Below are 18,842 nucleotides of genomic sequence, written 5' to 3' on the forward strand. Positions count from 1 at the left end.
CTATAAACATCCACATTCACTGCATAATTCCCTATTACTTTACAGAAACTACCTGTAAAAAGGGGAACTCCATTTTATGTATCGTTTGATCTTCTTACTTTTACTTATAAGCTTATTTAATATTTTCCAACCCCAAGTATCACTGGCGGAAGAAGAAAAAAAGGTAGATTCAATTATTATAGAGGTTGAGGGAGACCCTGAAGAGCGGAAAGAATATATTGAGAAAAATTACCCCTTTATTGATGTCGTAGCAACATATGAATTGCTTTTTAATGGGGTGGCGTTACAAGGAAAACCACGAAACTTAGAGAAATTGGAATCACTCGAATTTATTAGGGCGATTCATACGGTTCAAACTTATGAGGCTTTACCTTATTTCAAAGCAAATCAAACTCTTAGGCAATCGTATGAGGGATTAAAAGAGAAAAAATCTGATGTCATTCCTTCTGACTTAAATGATACGGAATACACAGGAAAAGGAATTAAAGTTGGTGTTGTGGATACCGGTATTGATTACAACCACCCGGATCTTTCTAATAATTACAAAGCCGGATATGACTTAGTAGACCTTGATGAAGATCCAATGGAAACATTGAAAGAAGAGGGTATCCCGACTATTCATGGCTCTCATGTTGCAGGTATTATCGCAGCGGATGGTGATTTGAAAGGTGTTGCACCGGATGCGGAAATCTATTCATACCGTGCCCTAGGACCAGGGGGGGCTGGAACATCTGTACAAGTACTGGCTGCAATGGAGCAGGCTGTAAAAGATGATGTGGATGTATTGAATCTATCTTTGGGTAATTCGGTAAATGGGCCTGATTATCCAACGAGTGTAGCGGTGAACCGTGCCGTTGAACTTGGTGTACCTGTCGTTATTGCAAATGGAAATAGTGGGCCAAATCATTGGACCGTTGGAGCTCCTGCAACCGCATCAAAAGCATTCTCAGTTGGTGCTTCTACCAATCCGCAAAAAATACCTTATCTTGTGGAACCGAAGTCGAATCGGCCTTTTCTTATTCAAGTAATGATGGGGTCTGTTCCTTGGGACTTTGAAAGGTCCCACCAAATTGTAAAAGATACAGAAAAGGAAAATATGTACGGTAAAATTGCTTTATTACAACGAAGCGATATTCCTTTTTATGATTTGGCAAAGGAAGCGGAAGAAAAAGGAGCAGAGGCTGTTTTAATTGCAAATAATGAAGATGACATGATTAGTGGATCCATTGATACGGGGGAAGAACCAATCAAAATTCCTGTTGCGATGATTTCCAAAGAAGATGGGGAATGGCTAAATAAACTAGTAGCCAAGGATTCTGTTTACCTTGAAACAGCTTATCAACAGGTGGATACAACAATTGCTCCTTTCAGCTCTAGGGGGCCAGTAACAGTGAATTGGGATATTAAGCCAGATATATTAGCACCGGGGACGAACATATTAAGTACTGTTCCAGGGGGATATCAATCTTTACAAGGGACAAGTATGGCTGCGCCTCATGTTGCTGGAGTTATCGCATTAATAAAAGAAGCACATCCAAATTGGACTACCGAACAAATTTATGGAGCAATCGAAACGACTGCTATACCATTGAAGGATGAGGAAGGAAATCTTTTTGATCCAATCGTTCAAGGGATGGGCGAAATTCAACCGAGTGATGCAATTGAAACAGATGCCATTATTCATGGGGCGAAGCTATCCTTTGGCAAAATAGAAAAATATAATGAAACAAAAATGGTTCAAGTCAAAATAGAAAATAAAACTAATCAAGATCAAACCTATTATTTTGATATACCAAAGAAACAAAAAGGAATCACTTGGGAATTACCGCAAACATTTACAGTAAAGAAACAAGAAACGAAGACATTCCCCATAAAATTAACGATAACAAGTCCTCAAGTTGAGGAAGGTTTACAACAAGGATGGTTGCAATTAAATAGGAAGGATAGTGAACAGTCCTATCAATTACCGTATTTATTTATTAATCAAACTACGGATAATCCAAAGGCAATGGGATTTCAATTTGCTTTAAAACCTTTTTCGGAGGATTCTTATACGTATCAATTATACGTCACGGAACCTGCTAAAAAAGTGAAAGTAGATTTGTATGATCCACAGACACTACTCTTTGACCGAACGTTATTAACAACGGAAGAATTACAAACGGGGATGAATGAAGGGGAAATGAAGAAAAAAGAAATCGGAAATCCAGGAAATTACCTGGCAATTATAACGGTCTATTTAGAAGATGGAACGTATGAAAGTTATGAAACAATAATAATGATTGAATAAAAACAAAGGCGCAAGCGCCCGGTAAGGGACGTACGTTTCTTTCCTCCCTATTAAAAAGGACCAATCAAGAGGGTTAAAACACTCTTTTGATTGGTCTTTTTTTGTTGAGTTCTTTCGTTCACAAATTTGTCAATAATAGTTCAAAAAAGACTTGGATTTAGCGACATCTTGATGCGGATGTTGTGGTACTATGATTGTAAAGAAAAGATGGGGGAAACACCTTGCAAAATAGAGCTTTTTTCTGTTGTTAAATTAATGCAAATTAACTTACAAAAGCGATTGACAATGGTAGTCCTGCTAATGTAAACTAACTTAGTGTGGGATGGTAAGGTTTTCATTAAACAACATATAGATAGTGAAAACTCAAGTACATAGTATTCGCTTATCCTTACTGTCGTAAACATGAAAAAAATGCTGAATAACAACGAATAATGGCAAATGATTCCCTAAAGATGTGTTCAAAAGAACTTTTTGAACAACTTCACAAAAGGTTAGAGCAATCTGGGGCTTTAGACTAAGCATAAAGGAAATAGGAGAGAGAAAATGTCAGAATATGAAAGTATGGTTCGACGACAACGTAAATGGATGCTCTATTTTCTGTCGATATTAGTGCTAGGGGCTGGTTTTACACCATATACCCATGTTTTTAACGGTCTAATCTTAGGGTCAGCCATAAGCTTTTATAATTTATGGTTATTACAGCGAAAAACCGAAGCATTTGGTAAATCCGTTGTAGATACTGGCGCAGCTCGGAGTGGACTAGGAGTTTTTTCAAGACTGGCTGCAGTGGCGATTGGGATTTTACTGGCACTACGTTATCAAGAGGTCTTCCATATTATGGGTGTAGCTATAGGGGTTTTATCTTCTTATCTTATTATTCTATTTGACATGATTCTAGAAATTATCAAACAGAAGAAAGTGAAGGAATCGTAAAGGTTACTCATATGATGGCAGACCTTTTTGCAGATTGGAGAAATGTTTCCTGCTGCAGTATAGATTGTCTATCGGCAATCAAAGAGGTTTCTAGATACTATAAATCTGAAAAGAGGTGATAGTTTTGGATCATACAGCTCCAATAGTTGAAGATGTATTCGGGATTTCCTGGCTAGACTTTAATTTGGCTAATGTCTTCATGATAGCTGTAACATCATTGATTGTTTTTGTTATTAGTGTACTAGGTGCTAGAAATTTACAAATGAAGCCAAAAGGTGCACAAAACGTAATGGAGTGGATTCTTGACTTTGTTAAGGGAATTGTCAATGACACGATGGACTGGAAGACTGGTAAACTGTTTTTGCCATTAGCCTTAACCCTATTTAGTTATATTTTAGTAGCCAATCTGTTAGGCGTAATGACCAATGGGGTAGTAAATGGTGACTTATGGTGGAAATCTCCAACAGCAGATCCGGGTCTAACCCTGTCATTAGCTGTCATGGTAATTGTTCTAAGCCATTTCTATGGAATTAAGTTGCGTGGGGGTAAAGCTTATATAAAAGACTATTTTACTCCAATTTGGCCGCTATTCCCTATTAAAATAGTGGAGGAGTTCTCCAACACCTTAACATTAGGTTTACGTCTATTCGGTAACATCTTTGCTGGTGAAGTATTGTTAACATTATTAGTAGGTTTAACAACATCCGGCGTATTAGGATTTATTGGAGGAGCTATTCCTTTCCTAGCTTGGCAAGGATTTAGTGTGTTTATTGGTGGTATTCAAGCATTTATCTTTACAATGCTATCAATGGTTTATATTTCACACAAAGTTAGTGATGAACATTAATTAAGTGACTCAGCCAGTTTTAATTTATCATTAAAATTGGAAATAATAAAAAAATTAATATAAATTATCAAGGAGGAAATTATATTATGGGAGCTTTAGCAGCAGCAATTGCAGTAGGTTTAGGTGCACTTGGAGCAGGTATTGGTAATGGTTTAATTGTTAGTCGTACAGTAGAAGGGATTGCACGTCAACCAGAACTTAAAGGTCAATTACAAACAACCATGTTTATTGGGGTAGGTCTAGTTGAAGCGGTGCCGATTATCGGTGTAGTTATTGCGTTAATGGTAATGTAGTCTATTAATTAAATGATAGATCATTAAAAGAATGGCGAAGGAAATCTTCCAAAGGAAACTTCGCCGTTGTTTTCATGTAGGTAAGTAGTTAAATAGGGGGTCGCTCTGGAGAAACTCTAAAACGACCATTTAATTGGAACTTGTAATATTCACTGATAAAGGTGAAAGGAGTGAATTTTGTGCAGGTATTTGCGAATTCTTATGTATATGCAGCATTAGGTGGACTTAACGTAGGAGATATGCTAGTGCAGTTATTTTTCTTCATTGTATTGCTATTACTACTTAGGAAGTTTGCTTGGGGTCCAGTAGTAAACATGATGCAAAAACGTGAAGAATATGTGGCAAACGAAATTGAGGTTGCTGAGAAAAACCGTAAAGAAGCGGAAGAGACAGCCCAAAAGGCTCAGGCTGAATTGAATCAAGTAAAACAAGAAGCACAGAAAATGTTTGAAGATGCAAAAGTTGCCGGAGCAAAACAAGAACAAGATATTATCGAAACTGCTCGTAAAGAAGCAGACCGCATAAAGAAACAAGCACAGCAAGAAATTCAAAACGAAAAAGAGCAAGCATTACAAGCACTTCAAGATCAGGTTGCTTCATTATCCGTTTTAATTGCTAGTAAAGTAATTGAAAAGGAATTGAATGAAAAAGACCAAGAAAGATTGATTCATGATTATCTTAAAGAGGTAGGAGAAGAGCGATGAGTGAAACGGTAGTTGCCAATCGTTATGCAGAGGCTCTTTTCGAACTCGGACAAGAAAAACATATATTGGATAAGTTTGTAGAGGAATTCACTGTTGTTCGTGAAGTGTTTCAAACAGAAGAGCAATTTGTTAAATTTCTTACATATCCAGGGATTAATAATGACAAGAAGAAAGAGCTAATTGAAGCTGCATTTAAAGGATGTCAAAAAGATGTTATAAACACAGTGAAACTGTTGGTTGAACGTCATCATACTGTAAATGTTCCAATCATTATTGATCACTTTATCCAATTAGTGAACGATTCAAAAGGTATTGCAGAAGCTACGGTATATTCTGTTCGTGAATTATCAAGTGACGAATTACTCAAAGTAAAACAGTCATTTACAAAACGTTTAAAAAAGGAAAAAATTCATATTACCAATATTGTGGACCCATCTATCATGGGGGGCATTAAAATCCGCGTTGGAAATACCATTTATGATGGTTCCATTAGCAATAAATTAAAACGTTTTGAACGGAATATCGTAACTGCAAACATATGATGATAGGGGTGAAGATGGTATGAGCATTAAAGCTGAAGAAATCAGCACACTGATTAAACAGCAAATCGCAAATTATGATGCGGAAATCGAAGTTAGTGATGTTGGAACAGTTATTGAAGTTGGGGACGGTATCGCGCGTGCGCACGGTCTTGACAATGCAATGGCTGGTGAACTTTTAGAGTTCCAAAACGGTGTCATGGGCTTAGCGCAAAACCTTGAAGAAGCTAACGTTGGTATCGTTATTTTAGGACCATATACAGAAATTAAAGAAGGCGATGAGGTTCGTCGCACAGGTAGAATCATGCAAGTACCAGTAGGAGAAAGTTTATTAGGACGTGTAGTGAACCCGCTTGGGCAAGCAATTGATGGACTTGGCCCAATCGAAACAACAAAAACTCGTCCAATCGAATCTCCAGCGCCAGGGGTTATGGATCGTAAATCGGTTGATGAACCACTACAAACTGGTATTAAAGCAATTGATGCCCTTGTACCAATTGGACGTGGACAACGTGAGTTGATCATCGGTGACCGCCAAACTGGTAAAACCACTCTAGCAGTAGATACAATCATTAACCAAAAAGATCAGGATATGATTTGTATTTATGTTGCAATTGGACAAAAACAATCTACAGTACGCGGAACGGTTGAAACACTTCGTCGTTATGGAGCGTTAGATTACACAATTGTTGTTTCCGCTGGTGCATCTGACCCAGCTCCATTACAATACCTAGCACCATATGCTGGTGTATCCATGGGTGAAGAATTCATGTACAACGGTAAACACGTATTAGTAGTTTACGATGACCTTTCTAAACAAGCGGTTGCTTATCGTGAACTTTCTCTACTATTACGTCGTCCACCGGGTCGTGAAGCATTCCCAGGAGATGTATTCTACTTACACTCACGTTTACTAGAACGTGCAGCTAAATTAAGTGATGCAAAAGGTGGCGGTTCTTTAACTGCATTACCATTTGTTGAAACACAAGCTGGGGATATTTCAGCATATATCCCAACAAACGTAATCTCCATTACAGACGGACAGATTTTCTTGCAATCTGACTTATTCTTCTCAGGGGTTCGTCCGGCAATTAACGCAGGTTTATCTGTATCACGTGTTGGTGGTTCCGCACAAATTAAAGCGATGAAGAAAGTTGCAGGTACACTACGTCTAGACTTAGCTTCTTTCCGTGAGTTAGAAGCATTCAGTCAATTCGGTTCTGACTTAGATAAAGCAACTCAAGCGAAACTGAACCGTGGTCAACGTACAGTAGAAGTTCTAAAACAAGGATTGCATAAACCACTAGCTGTTGAAAAACAAGTTATGATCATTTATGCATTAACAAAAGGATTCCTAGATGATATTCCGGTAGAAGACGTTCTTCGCTTTGAAGAAGAAATGAACAACTGGTTGGATTCTAACCGTGCGGAACTGCTTGCTTCTATTCGCGAAACTGGAAACCTTCCAGATGCTAAAGACATGAACGAAGCAATCGAATCATTTAAGAAAACATTTTTAACTTCAAATTAATCGACCGTTTATAGAGAAATAAGATGCAGAAATCGGTGCAAATGACCCGATTTCTGACATCTACCTCATGTTTTGAAAGTGTGGTGAAATAAATTGGCATCACTAAGAGATATAAAAGCAAGAATTGATTCAACAAAGAAAACAAAACAAATTACAAGTGCGATGGAACTTGTTTCTGCATCTAAAATGAACAAAGCAGAGCAACATGCAAAAGGTTATGTACCATACAGTGAGAAAATGCAAGAAGTAGTTGCACATATTGCAAAAGGAACGGATGCATCTCACCCAATGCTTGAAACACGTGAAGTAAAGAAAACTGGCTATTTAGTTATTACTTCTGACCGTGGTCTAGTAGGTGGATATAATAGTCATGTTTTAAAACTATTACAAACTACGATTAATGAGCGCCATAACTCACCTGATGAATATACTGTTATCGTCATCGGACGTAAAGGGTTTGACTATTGCAGGAAACGGAATATTCCGGTTTCTAATAGTATTATCGGTGTTGCTGACCATCCACAATTTGCAGATATTAAAGATATTGCAAAAGCAACTGTTCAAATGTTTACTGATAAGGAAATTGATGAATTAAACATCATTTATAACCACTATGTAAGTGCAATATCTCAAGTACCAACAATGAATAAATTGTTGCCAATTGAAGATATACAAGGACAAAACGGTACTACTAGTCAGTATGAATATGAACCAAATGAAGAACAAATATTGAAGGTATTATTACCACTTTATGCCGAGAGTTTAATTTTCGGTGCATTACTAGATGGTAAAGCAAGTGAACACGCAGCAAGTATGACGGCAATGCGTAGTGCAACAGATAATGCTAATGATCTGATTGGAGATTTAACATTGTCCTATAACCGTGCTCGTCAGGCGCAAATCACTCAACAAATTTCTGAAATTGTTGGTGGAGCAGCTGCTATAGAGTAACTTTTTTCCATCTAAACGCTAGGAGGGAATTTTTTTGAGCAAAGGACATGTAACACAAGTTATGGGACCAGTTGTTGACGTGAAATTTGATGACGCTGACCTCCCGGAAATTTATGATGCTCTTACTGTTAACATTGAAACAGAAGAAAATACAAGTGAACAACTTACATTAGAAGTAGCGTTACAATTAGGCGATAACGCTGTCCGTACGATTGCGATGTCATCTACAGACGGATTAAAACGTGGAGCGGAAGTTACAGGCCTAGGACGCCCTATTTCTGTACCAGTTGGGGATGTAACTTTAGGGCGTGTGTTCAACGTTTTAGGTGATAAAATTGACCTAGATGAAGCATTACCAGAAGGAATTCGTAAAGACCCAATTCACCGTGAAGCACCTAAATTCGAAAACCTTTCCACTGAAACTGAAATTTTAGAAACTGGAATTAAGGTTGTAGACTTACTTGCACCATATATTAAAGGTGGTAAGATCGGTCTATTCGGTGGTGCGGGTGTAGGTAAAACCGTACTTATTCAGGAATTAATTAATAACATCGCACAAGAACACGGAGGTATTTCCGTATTCGCTGGTGTTGGAGAACGTACTCGTGAAGGTAACGACCTTTACTATGAAATGAAAGACTCTGGCGTTATTTCTAAAACAGCCATGGTATTCGGACAAATGAATGAGCCACCTGGAGCACGTATGCGTGTAGCTCTAACTGGACTTACGATGGCTGAATATTTCCGTGATGAACAAGGACAAGACGTATTGCTATTCATTGACAACATTTTCCGATTTACACAAGCTGGTTCAGAGGTATCCGCTCTACTTGGACGTATGCCATCTGCCGTTGGTTACCAACCAACACTAGCTACGGAAATGGGTGCACTTCAAGAGCGTATTACGTCAACTGATAAAGGATCCGTTACATCTATCCAGGCTATTTATGTACCTGCGGATGACTATACTGATCCTGCGCCAGCTACGACGTTCGCGCACTTAGATGCTACAACAAACTTAGACCGTAAATTGTCTGAACAAGGTATCTACCCAGCAGTGGATCCATTAGAATCTACTTCACGTGCACTTGACCCTGAAGTGGTAGGGGAAGAACACTATAAAGTAGCAACTGAAGTACAACAAACACTTCAACGCTACAAAGAATTACAAGATATTATCGCAATCTTAGGTATGGATGAATTAGGAGACGAGGACAAACTAGTCGTTGCTCGTGCACGTCGTATCCAATTCTTCCTATCTCAAAACTTCCACGTTGCGGAACAATTTACTGGTCAACCAGGTTCTTATGTTCCAGTAGCTGAAACAGTGAAAGGATTTAGAGAAATCCTTGACGGTAAATATGATGATCTACCAGAAGATGCATTCCGTCTAGTAGGCCGTATCGAAGAAGTAGTAGAAAAAGCACAACAATTACAAGGTTAAACGAAAAGCGAAGGCGACCGTTTAGGGAAGTTTACTAGTCCCTGGTCGCCGGAGCTAGACAATAAGAAAAGCGGAATCGTTCGTATAGAGACGTACGGGCTGGACTGAGCCGCAGGAGACAAAAGAAGCCTCGCTAGTCTCTGGACGATCGAGCTAAACAATGGGTTGTTAAGCGAAAAACCAGTTCGGCTGGATTCAAGCTTAGGTCTATAAAAGAGGGAACAATGGGGTAACGTGTATCGTTATCTCTTCCTCTATGCAAATCCTAGGAGGGATTACATTGAAAACACTAACTGTGAGTGTTGTTACTCCTAATGGTCCCGTTTTGGAAGATGAATATGAAATGGTTGTATGTCGTGCGGAAAGTGGAGAAATTGGCATCATGCCACACCACATTCCGATTGTTGCCCCATTATCCATCGCTGCCGTTCGTTTGAAGAAAGCGGGTAGTGAGGATAAACTCGCTGTGAATGGAGGCATCATGGAAGTTAGCTCAAACAAGGTTTCTATCCTTGCACAATCAGCTGAAAAGCCATCTGATATTGATGTAGAACGTGCAAGAAAAGCTAAAGAAAGAGCTGAACGCAGACTTCAATCAAATCAAGATAATATCGATAAATTACGGGCAGAATTAGCACTCCAACGCGCAATTAACCGTTTAGATGTTTCAAGTAAATAATTGTAAAAATCTCTTGCGACTTTGTTGCAGGGGATTTTTTGTTTTTATCCCACTTTAAGCTTTTGTGGAAACAAAGAAGGTAGATGGGAGATCAACTGCCCGTATAGGTCCGATAAGTCAGTGAGGGATGAAGGGAACCCCCCATTGATGGAAGTCTCCTTTATTAGAATCGTATATTACATATCGACGCAATCCAACGAAAAACAACATTAATATCAATAATCTTCTTATAATCAGCAAGATAATCTATTTATCCTCTTAAATAGATATTTCCTAGGAAATGATTCCATTATTCGATTAGAATATCCGACATTCGACATACCTTTTTAGCGAATGCCTTAGTTGCATTTATGGAGACCTTTTTGGTGAAGAAAGTAATTGAAGTCATTGAAATCATAGGATAAGATAGATAATATTTTCTTGTTTAAAGAAATGGGTTAGAAACATTGTACACACTATATATTTTTGACATTTTTATATATTCATGGCAAAGTAACAAATAGAAGAAGAATAAGGTGGTTGTATATGTTATCAATTGGACAATGGGCTTTAGTCAGTATTTTTTCGCACTTTTTATTTATATACATTACTTGGCGCGTACTATTAGCTGTAAACCTTTCGTCAATTATTAAAAAGGGGAAGGTAACAGAAGCAAGAATTTTATTATTTTTTATAGCAATTTTAATCGGTTCTGGTGTTAGCCGATTTTTCCTAGAAATTGTTCAATGGTCAAATGACCTTATTTTCTTGTTTTAATAGTGTGTGTTTAAAAAGGAGGATCAAAAGGACTGGGGTGGCGGTAGCTTTGAGCGGAGTGTCACTTTTACCGACTTTTTGAACAACCTTTAATATTAAAAATACTAACTCTAGTAATCTATGAGTATATCAAATAACCTCTTCGGTCAATACTGTGACTAGCAGAAATAACCGGGGGGTTTTTTTATGAAAAAAATGTTACTAATCTCTGTATTATTCATGTTCACTTCAGTTGCATCCGTTCAAGGGAAAACAGTATCGGAAATAGAGCAATTAGCTGATTTTGTTACAAATCAACAATTACCCGTAAAAGAATGGCAAGTTATTACCAAGGAAAAGATGACCGAGAACTCTATTAATGAAATTTTGAAGGATTTAAAAAATAGTTATAAAGCCTCTAGGATGGAAAATGAAAATATAATAAAATTTCAATTTAGAGACACTCATAAAGAGAGAAGTGTTAACGTAACATATAATGTTATGTTACCTAAAAAGAAAGAAAGTTATCCACAATTAACAATGGTTGTCGAAGGAAGTGCTTGGAATCAAGACATAAAATCCGAGTTTCATCATGTGTTTCATTCCATTTCAACTAAATATTTTTCAAGTAATAAACGAATATTTTCGTGGCTTAAAACGGAAACCGGTGGTATAATACATAATGGTGTATTTGAAAAAGAACTAATAAACTTTTTTAATCTTCAACATATAAAAACACAATTAGATACTACTACAAATATAGAACGTAAATACATTTATGGATATACAGAAAAATGGGATGAAAAGATAACAATCGAAGACATACCAGTAAACGTCCAAATTGCAATAACCCATGAAAAAAAAGGACATCCAGAAGTGACTTTAGGAACACCTATCCTAATAAATGAATATTAATATAGAGAAAATGGATCTGAAGGAGATTTGTAACATGGAAAAAATCATCGTAAGAGGCGGACACCAATTAAATGGCACTGTTCGTGTAGAAGGTGCCAAAAATGCGGTTCTTCCGGTTATTGCTGCAAGTTTGATTGCAAGTGAAGGTAAGAGTATCATTACTGAAGTACCTGTTCTAGCTGATGTGTATACAATTAATGAAGTATTAAGAAATATGAACGTTAATGTTAACTTTGATCCTGATAAAAATACAGTAGAAATTGATGCTTCCAATGATTTAACGACAGAAGCTCCATTTGAGTATGTTCGAAAAATGCGCGCTTCTGTATTAGTGTTGGGACCACTTTTGGCCCGCTATGGTCATGCAAAAGTTGCAATGCCAGGTGGCTGTGCAATCGGATCACGTCCAATTGACTTACATTTGAAAGGCTTTGAAGCGATGGGTGCCGAAATTCATGTAGGCAACGGATTTGTTGAAGCAAAAGTAGATGGACGTCTGAAAGGTGCAAAAATTTATTTAGATATGCCAAGTGTTGGTGCAACTGAAAATATTATTATGGCAGCTGCATTAGCTGACGGAACTACGATACTAGAAAACTGTGCAAAAGAACCTGAAATTGTAGACTTGGTAAATTATTTAAATAAAATGGGTGCCAAAATTGTTGGTGCAGGAACTGAGACCATTCGCATTACTGGAGTGGAAAAGTTACATGGTGCAAACCATTCGATTATTCCTGATCGAATTGAAGCAGGTACCTTTATGGTAGCAGCTGCAATTACTGGTGGAAATGTTTTAATTGAAAATGCAGAAGCAGACCATCTTCGTTCCGTTATTTCCAAATTAGAGGAAATGAACGTTACCGTAAAGGAAGAAAACCGTGGACTTCGCGTAATCGGACCGAAAGATGGAAAATTAAAAGCGACAGATATTAAAACATTACCATATCCTGGTTTTCCAACAGATATGCAGTCACAGTTAATGGCCTTAATGCTTCAAGCAAAAGGAACTAGCGTCATTACCGAAACGGTATTCGAAAATCGCTTTATGCATGTAGAAGAATTTAGACGTATGAATGCAAAAATGAAAATTGAGGGACGTAGTGTTATTATTGAAGGTCCTTCTGAATTACAAGGTGCTGAGGTTGCTGCGACGGACTTACGTGCTGCAGCTGCGCTAATATTGGCCGGTTTAGTTTCTGAAGGATATACAAGAATTACTGAATTAAAACACTTAGACCGTGGTTATGTTGATTTGGCAGGGAAATTAGCTTCCCTTGGTGCAAACATTGAACGTGTAAACGAAGACCCAAACGTGCTAATTCAAGCGGACCAAGACAACAAAAGAATGATTGCAAGATTATCCTAAAAGTGGACAATAATATAAACATAACTAAGAAATCGCGTGGATCAATAACAACCATGCGATTTTTTTGTCTTTGTCTGGGAAATTATAAAATTTGTGGTTGTGGATAACATAGATACAGAAATAGCCACGTCCGGCTCCAGCGCCCAGTGACTAGTAGACTTCCTTCACCTCCGTACGATAAAGAAGACTTGCCGATTGGTGAAACCAGAGGCTTAGTCGCACTTATACCCTTGCGGTGAAAGTCAACATCGGCTCGCTTACGCTCTCCGTGTTTCCTTTATCTCCTACGGCTCAGTCCAGTCTATACGTCACTAAACGGGCGCTTGCGCCTTTGTTCTTATAAGGCGCATCAGTATTTCACTTTATCATGTCTTAACTAGCTGTAAAACAAAACCCCCACTGAATGATTTTCAATTTATCTTACCTAAACAGGCAGTTAGACTCTCACCTTAAGCTTCTGAAGGGAGGTGGGAGATCAACTGCCCGTAAAGGTACTTAATGTAATGAGAGTTATTCATATTTTACAAATAACTACATATGATTTTTAAGTAGGATGAGGGAAATATCAAGGAGTGTGACAAAGATGATCTTTCCAAATAGATTATGTAAAGGGGATACAATTGGTGTCATGGCGCCAGCGGGACCGGCAGATTTGGAAGATATCAAAAAGGTCATTCCTTTTTTTGAAAATCTTGGACTATGCGTACAGCTCGGACAACATGTGGATAACGTATATGGATATTTGGCTGGAACCGACCAAGAACGATTAGAGGACTTTCATGATATGGTTGCCAATCCGAATATAAAAGCGATTATTTTTGCCCGTGGTGGATATGGTACAGCTCGATTTGTTCCTTCTGTTAATTACGAATTGGTAAGATGTAATCCTAAAATTTTATGGGGTTATAGTGATATTACATATTTGCATACGGCCATTCGACAACAAACGGGTCTTGTAACTTTCCATGGACCGATGTTAGCATCTGATATTGCCAAACCCCATTTCGATTACTTCTCCGGATCCATGTTTAAACAGTTATTCCAACCTACGTGTCTTATTTACTCAGAATACATATCCCCACTCTATGTACATGATGCTGGTGAAACAGAAGGTCAGTTGGTAGGTGGAAATTTATCCGTACTACTTAGCACAATGGGTACCCCATATGAAATAGATATGAAAGATAAAATCCTTTTAATAGAGGATATTGGTGAGGAACCTTATCGAGTGGATAGCATGCTCAATCAGTTAAAAATGTCTGGTAAACTACGAGAAGCGAGAGGCATCGTAATAGGAGATTTTGCGAATACGGAATCGAAATTGAAACATTCCTTCACAATAGAAGAAGTGTTTAACGATTATTTTTCGAATATAGGCATTCCCGTGATAAGTGGTTTCAAGATTGGTCATTGTTTTCCACACTTTTCTATTCCTTTAGGTGCATATGCAAAGTTATCCACATATAATAAACAATTAATCATTGAGCCTGGAGTTAGGTAATCATGCCAAAAAGGTCGAAATATGTGGAGTGAAAGCGAAAAGTAATAAATTCATTACCTAAGTTCGACAAGCTTTAAGTCTATCATCGATTGGAAGTTACGTATTTTCCTATAGAATTGTATAAGTGCGTGTTCAAAAAGACTGTGGTAAAAGTCTAGAAGCGTCTTTAAAAAGTTTAAGAGAACTGTATTCTTTTACCGGACTTTTTGAACAACTTCTATAAAGGAAATTTCAATTTCTGGTTCTATTGAAAACAGGATTTGTATAAATTTAATAATAGGGTTACTAGATTAATCAAACGACTACATTATTAAAGGAGGAAAGCTGTGAAAGGACATAACTATTCATACAAGCCAGTCAAAAAGAAGAAGAAAAACTTAAGCGTAGTAAAACAACTAAAAAAGAAGCAGTCATCTCATCATTTTACAAAGAAGAACAAACTGAATAAAGTCACCCAACTCCATTCTGTATATCAGAGCAAATGGACTTCGAAAAAGTGGAGGCTTCCAACTATACTAACTCTATCTGTTTTGATTATGTTCATTCTAGTAATTCCGACGATCGTTGTACTACCATTTGGAAGTAGCGAGCAAGAAGGTACTGTAGTAGGAGCAAAGGAGATGAAAGAAGAAACCGTAGAAACTGCTTCATCACCGTTTACAGTAAAGGTGAAACGAACTGCAACGGAAAAGGTTGAAAATATACCGCTCGAGGATTACATCGCTGGGGTTATTGCTGCAGAAATGCCTGCAGAATTTGAGTTAGAAGCACTGAAAGCTCAGGCCCTTGCAGCGCGAACTTATACGGTCAATCATTTGCTGCATGGTGAAAAAAATGAAGAATACGATGTAACAGACACCGTTGAACATCAAGTATATAAGAGTGACGACGAACTTCTAAAACAATGGGGTAGTGAATACTCCGAGAAAATGAATAAAATTAAAGAAGCGGTTAATGCGACAAAAGGGAAAATCTTAACTTATAAAGAAGCTCCTATAACAGCAGCGTTTTTCTCTACTAGTAATGGTTATACAGAGAACTCCGAAGATTACTGGGATAATGAGCTTCCATATTTAAGAAGCGTTAAAAGCCCATGGGATAAAGAATCTCCAAAATATCTGAACCAAGACACATTTACAATACAAGAAGTAGAAACAGCATTAGGTATCACTCTACCAAAAGATAAGCCCGCGTATATAGAAGAATCAAGGACGGAAAGTGGCCGCGTGAAAGAGATTGGAATAGAAGGAAATAGTTTTTCAGGAAGGGAAGTCCGTGAAAAATTAAATTTAAAATCAAGCGACTTTAAGATAAAACAAAATAATGGACATTTCGTTTTTACAACAGAAGGCTTTGGGCATGGCATAGGAATGAGCCAATATGGGGCAAATTTTATGGCCAAAGAAGGTAAAACATATGAAGACATCGTCCATCATTATTATAAAGATGTAAAAATCAGTACGGTAAATGAAACCGCACCAACTCTCGTTTCTAAATGAAATGAGGGTTTTTTGGTGTTTGAATACGGCGGAAAACTTGAGAGCGGAATTGATGAGTGACCGAAGATAGAAAGGATTAAAGGAAAAGGTCACTCATGTATGTGATGAGTGACCGAGGAAGGAAAAAACCAAAGGAAAAGGTCACTCATGTATGTGATGAGTGCCCGAGGACGGAAAAAATCAGAGGAAAGGGTCACTCAAGGAGATGATGAGTGACCGAGGACGGAAAAAATCAGAGGAAAAGGTCACTCATGTATGTGATGAGTGCCCGAGGAAGGAAAAAACCAAAGGAAAAGGTCACTCATGTATGTGATGAGTGCCCGAAGACGGAAAAAAATAAAGGAAAAGGTCACTCATGTGGCTGATGAGTGCCCGAAGACGGAAAGGAATAAAGGAAAAGGTCACTCATAGAGATGATGAGTGACCAAGATAAACTGTCGATCGGCAAAAGATCCTACCTCTTGTGATAAATTCGATTATGCATGACAGTTAGATATCCTATTCATAATAAGTCCATTGATTTACCCCTACACGGTTAAAATTAGTTGCTAGAATTCTTCTTATAGCCTTTTTAGATTCTACTACTTGGCACCAATCTTGAATCATATTGGTTGTAATTTTTTCATTTGGGAACAGAGTTTGAAATTCTTTAATGGTTCTTAATACAGCATTGCTAATCGGTTCTTTATAGCTACAATTGTGGCAAACGCATTTTCTTTTCTCCACTGAAACAGAAAATGAATGACATTGGAAGCAGGTAATCCCTTTTCGAAGTTGGTTATAATTATAGGAAGGAACTTTTTTATATGGCGAGTCAGTAATGTGTAACGATGTTAGCTGATCTGCAAGTTTTTCGTGCCATTTAGATAATTTGGAAGGTGTTTTATTTAAATGACTCAAGTAATTTTTAATTTGTGTTGGAAAAATAATAGGTTGGTTAAGAGGTGCTTGGTATAAGGTGAAAGTTGGATTAATAAAAACAATGGAAGCATGTATTGGGAGAGTGTAACCTAGTTTAAGGAGTAATTGTCGTAGTAGGGATTCACTTCTGCTCAATTGGTGAAGTGGATTTACAATTTCTGTTTTAGGCTTCTTGAATATCTTATCTGAATCGTAATAATAATCACCTTCAAAGTTTTTCACCTCATAAAAATAGATTGCCTCTTGAAGAATAAGGAGGGAATCAATTTGGAAGGTAGTGTTATTTATTTCCAATAACAAATCATTTAATATGAAGCATTCACACTGGAGTTTTTCTGTTAAAGTATCAAACATTACCTCACCTTCATAGCCCCTTTTTTGATTATAATAGTGTTGTTTATCTTTGTTAGTTAAATTCATTCGGGGATTTAATAATTCAAGAATCTTTAGATCAATGGGTTTTGTACGGTATTTAAATATCATATGTACACATCCTTTTAATGTATTTAAATCTATTATATTGGATTCTTAACTTAGAAGAAAGAGACAAGCTGAAGACATTTAAGGAATGTTGCTAGACATCATTCAAACGCTTACTTTTCCCTATTATTTAAAATAAATGCATAAAATCGAATAATTTTTTCTCGGCAATGTATATATTTCTCCATTTCTGATAACAATGATTGCTGAGGTGATGTTCTAATGAAAGAAAACAGAGAAACTCCAAAAAATAAATGGAGTCAAATTTTCCGGAAAAAATGGTTTTTCCCAGCTGTATATTTAGGTCTTGCTGCACTTCTATTAGCTGTTGTTGTATGGTATCAAAATATGGATAGTTCTGTTCCGACTGCTGATGAGGAAATTCAAAATGAACAAGAGGAGTCTATTCCTACGTCAGCTGATGATGAAGCAGAACCAGTAGCAAATCAACAAGAAGTCATTCAATTTCCTTTAACAGATCCTGATCAAGCAGAAATCGTAACTAAATTTTATGACTATAGTGCATCTGAAGAAGATCAAGAAAGTGCTTTAGTATTTTATAATAATAAATACTATCAAAGCAAAGGAATTGACGTTGCATCAGAAAAACCATTCGATGTTGTTGCATCCTTAAGCGGGACTGTAAAGGAAGTGAAGGAAGACCCACTTCTAGGTAATGTGGTTGTACTTACTCATGGCAATGAAGTGATGACCTATTACTCAAGTCTTGAGGAAGTTAAAGTAAAACCTGGAGATGAAGTGAAACAAGGGGATCAAGTAGGAACAGCGGGACAAAGTATTTTCGGAAAAGACAATGGTACACATGTACATTTTGAAATAAGAAAAGATGGACAAGTAGTAAATCCAGAAAGCTTCTTCAATCAACCAGTTAGTAGTTTAGATAAGGTAAAAAGTGAAGAAGTAACGGAAGAAGCTGAAGCTAATGAAGACACTGCTGTAAATGAAGAAGAAGCTGAGTCTGATGAAGCTGCAACTGAGGATGCTAACGAATCTGAAGCAAGTGAAAATGAAGAAGAAGATGCTAATGCAGATTCAGAGGCGGATTCTGACAATGAAACAATTCAATAAAAAGTGAAAAAAGTACTCTAGCATAACGTTTGCTAGGGTATTTTTCTTTGTTTAGGAAAATTGAAACGTAAATAGGCAAAAATAGAGATGAAAAATAAGGAAAAACTCGGATATTGTCGAACGAT

Annotated in this window: 17 protein-coding genes; 16 read left to right on the top strand and 1 reads right to left on the bottom strand. The window is 37.3% G+C overall.

All coding sequences use genetic code 11. The annotated features are described in order from the left end of the window. The first annotated feature begins 76 nt into the window (after positions 1–76). The 15 genes from KM885_RS03860 (at position 77) to spoIID (ending at position 16,227) form a co-directional block, all read left to right on the top strand. Positions 77–2,290, top strand: a complete 2,214-nt coding sequence (locus KM885_RS03860) for a S8 family serine peptidase (RefSeq protein ID WP_216883546.1) — start codon at positions 77–79, stop codon at positions 2,288–2,290. Between the two features lie 543 nt (positions 2,291–2,833). Beyond that, complete coding sequence (locus KM885_RS03865; protein ID WP_047186715.1) at positions 2,834–3,223, top strand: ATP synthase subunit I; 390 nt, start codon at positions 2,834–2,836, stop codon at positions 3,221–3,223. 124 nt (positions 3,224–3,347) lie between these two features. After that, positions 3,348–4,070, top strand: a complete 723-nt coding sequence (atpB, locus tag KM885_RS03870) for a F0F1 ATP synthase subunit A (RefSeq protein ID WP_047186716.1) — start codon at positions 3,348–3,350, stop codon at positions 4,068–4,070. Between the two features lie 86 nt (positions 4,071–4,156). Continuing rightward, positions 4,157–4,363 carry a F0F1 ATP synthase subunit C gene (gene atpE, locus KM885_RS03875; RefSeq protein WP_047186717.1) on the top strand — a complete coding sequence of 69 codons (207 nt, stop codon included), beginning with the start codon at positions 4,157–4,159 and terminating at the stop codon, positions 4,361–4,363. A gap of 239 nt (positions 4,364–4,602) precedes the next feature. Beyond that, positions 4,603–5,067, top strand: a complete 465-nt coding sequence (atpF, locus tag KM885_RS03880) for a F0F1 ATP synthase subunit B (RefSeq protein WP_083452523.1) — start codon at positions 4,603–4,605, stop codon at positions 5,065–5,067. Continuing rightward, a complete protein-coding gene (locus KM885_RS03885) occupies positions 5,064–5,609 on the top strand; it encodes a F0F1 ATP synthase subunit delta (protein WP_047186719.1) in 546 nt (181 codons plus the stop codon). Before atpF ends, KM885_RS03885 begins: the two co-directional genes overlap by 4 nt. A gap of 19 nt (positions 5,610–5,628) precedes the next feature. Beyond that, positions 5,629–7,137 (top strand): F0F1 ATP synthase subunit alpha, encoded by a 1,509-nt coding sequence (gene atpA / locus KM885_RS03890; RefSeq protein ID WP_047186720.1) that lies wholly within the window; start codon positions 5,629–5,631, stop codon positions 7,135–7,137. Positions 7,138–7,230: 93 nt separating this feature from the next. Then, positions 7,231–8,088 carry an ATP synthase F1 subunit gamma gene (atpG, locus tag KM885_RS03895; RefSeq protein WP_047186721.1) on the top strand — a complete coding sequence of 286 codons (858 nt, stop codon included), beginning with the start codon at positions 7,231–7,233 and terminating at the stop codon, positions 8,086–8,088. A 34-nt stretch (positions 8,089–8,122) separates the two neighbouring features. Then, the gene (atpD, locus tag KM885_RS03900; RefSeq protein WP_216883547.1) at positions 8,123–9,532 is read left to right on the top strand and encodes a F0F1 ATP synthase subunit beta; all 1,410 of its coding nucleotides are present in this window, start codon (positions 8,123–8,125) and stop codon (positions 9,530–9,532) included. Positions 9,533–9,812: 280 nt separating this feature from the next. Then, positions 9,813–10,211: a F0F1 ATP synthase subunit epsilon gene (locus KM885_RS03905; protein ID WP_047186723.1), complete on the top strand. Its 399-nt coding sequence runs from the start codon at positions 9,813–9,815 to the stop codon at positions 10,209–10,211. 525 nt (positions 10,212–10,736) lie between these two features. Next, on the top strand, positions 10,737–10,967 hold the full coding sequence (locus KM885_RS03910; protein WP_047186724.1) for a DUF1146 family protein: 231 nt from the start codon (positions 10,737–10,739) through the stop codon (positions 10,965–10,967). 186 nt (positions 10,968–11,153) lie between these two features. Next, positions 11,154–11,861, top strand: coding sequence for a YwmB family TATA-box binding protein (locus KM885_RS03915; protein ID WP_060668169.1), 708 nt, complete (start codon positions 11,154–11,156; stop codon positions 11,859–11,861). 34 nt (positions 11,862–11,895) lie between these two features. Next, positions 11,896–13,227, top strand: coding sequence for a UDP-N-acetylglucosamine 1-carboxyvinyltransferase (gene murA / locus KM885_RS03920; protein WP_060668168.1), 1,332 nt, complete (start codon positions 11,896–11,898; stop codon positions 13,225–13,227). Between the two features lie 583 nt (positions 13,228–13,810). Beyond that, positions 13,811–14,728 (top strand): S66 peptidase family protein, encoded by a 918-nt coding sequence (locus tag KM885_RS03925; RefSeq protein WP_204797996.1) that lies wholly within the window; start codon positions 13,811–13,813, stop codon positions 14,726–14,728. Between the two features lie 326 nt (positions 14,729–15,054). Then, positions 15,055–16,227, top strand: coding sequence for a stage II sporulation protein D (gene spoIID, locus KM885_RS03930; RefSeq protein ID WP_060668166.1), 1,173 nt, complete (start codon positions 15,055–15,057; stop codon positions 16,225–16,227). 498 nt (positions 16,228–16,725) lie between these two features. On the opposite strand, the gene KM885_RS03935 is transcribed toward spoIID, so the two are convergent. Next, on the bottom strand, positions 16,726–17,631 hold the full coding sequence (locus KM885_RS03935) for a nuclease-related domain-containing protein (RefSeq protein WP_047183944.1): 906 nt from the start codon (positions 17,629–17,631) through the stop codon (positions 16,726–16,728). Between the two features lie 219 nt (positions 17,632–17,850). On the opposite strand from KM885_RS03935, the gene KM885_RS03940 reads away from it, so the two are divergent. Next, the gene (locus KM885_RS03940; protein ID WP_047183945.1) at positions 17,851–18,717 is read left to right on the top strand and encodes a stage II sporulation protein SpoIIQ; all 867 of its coding nucleotides are present in this window, start codon (positions 17,851–17,853) and stop codon (positions 18,715–18,717) included. The last annotated feature ends 125 nt before the right edge of the window (positions 18,718–18,842 follow it).

This window comes from Oceanobacillus caeni (genome assembly GCF_019037185.1).
GTDB lineage: Bacteria > Bacillota > Bacilli > Bacillales > Amphibacillaceae > Oceanobacillus > Oceanobacillus caeni.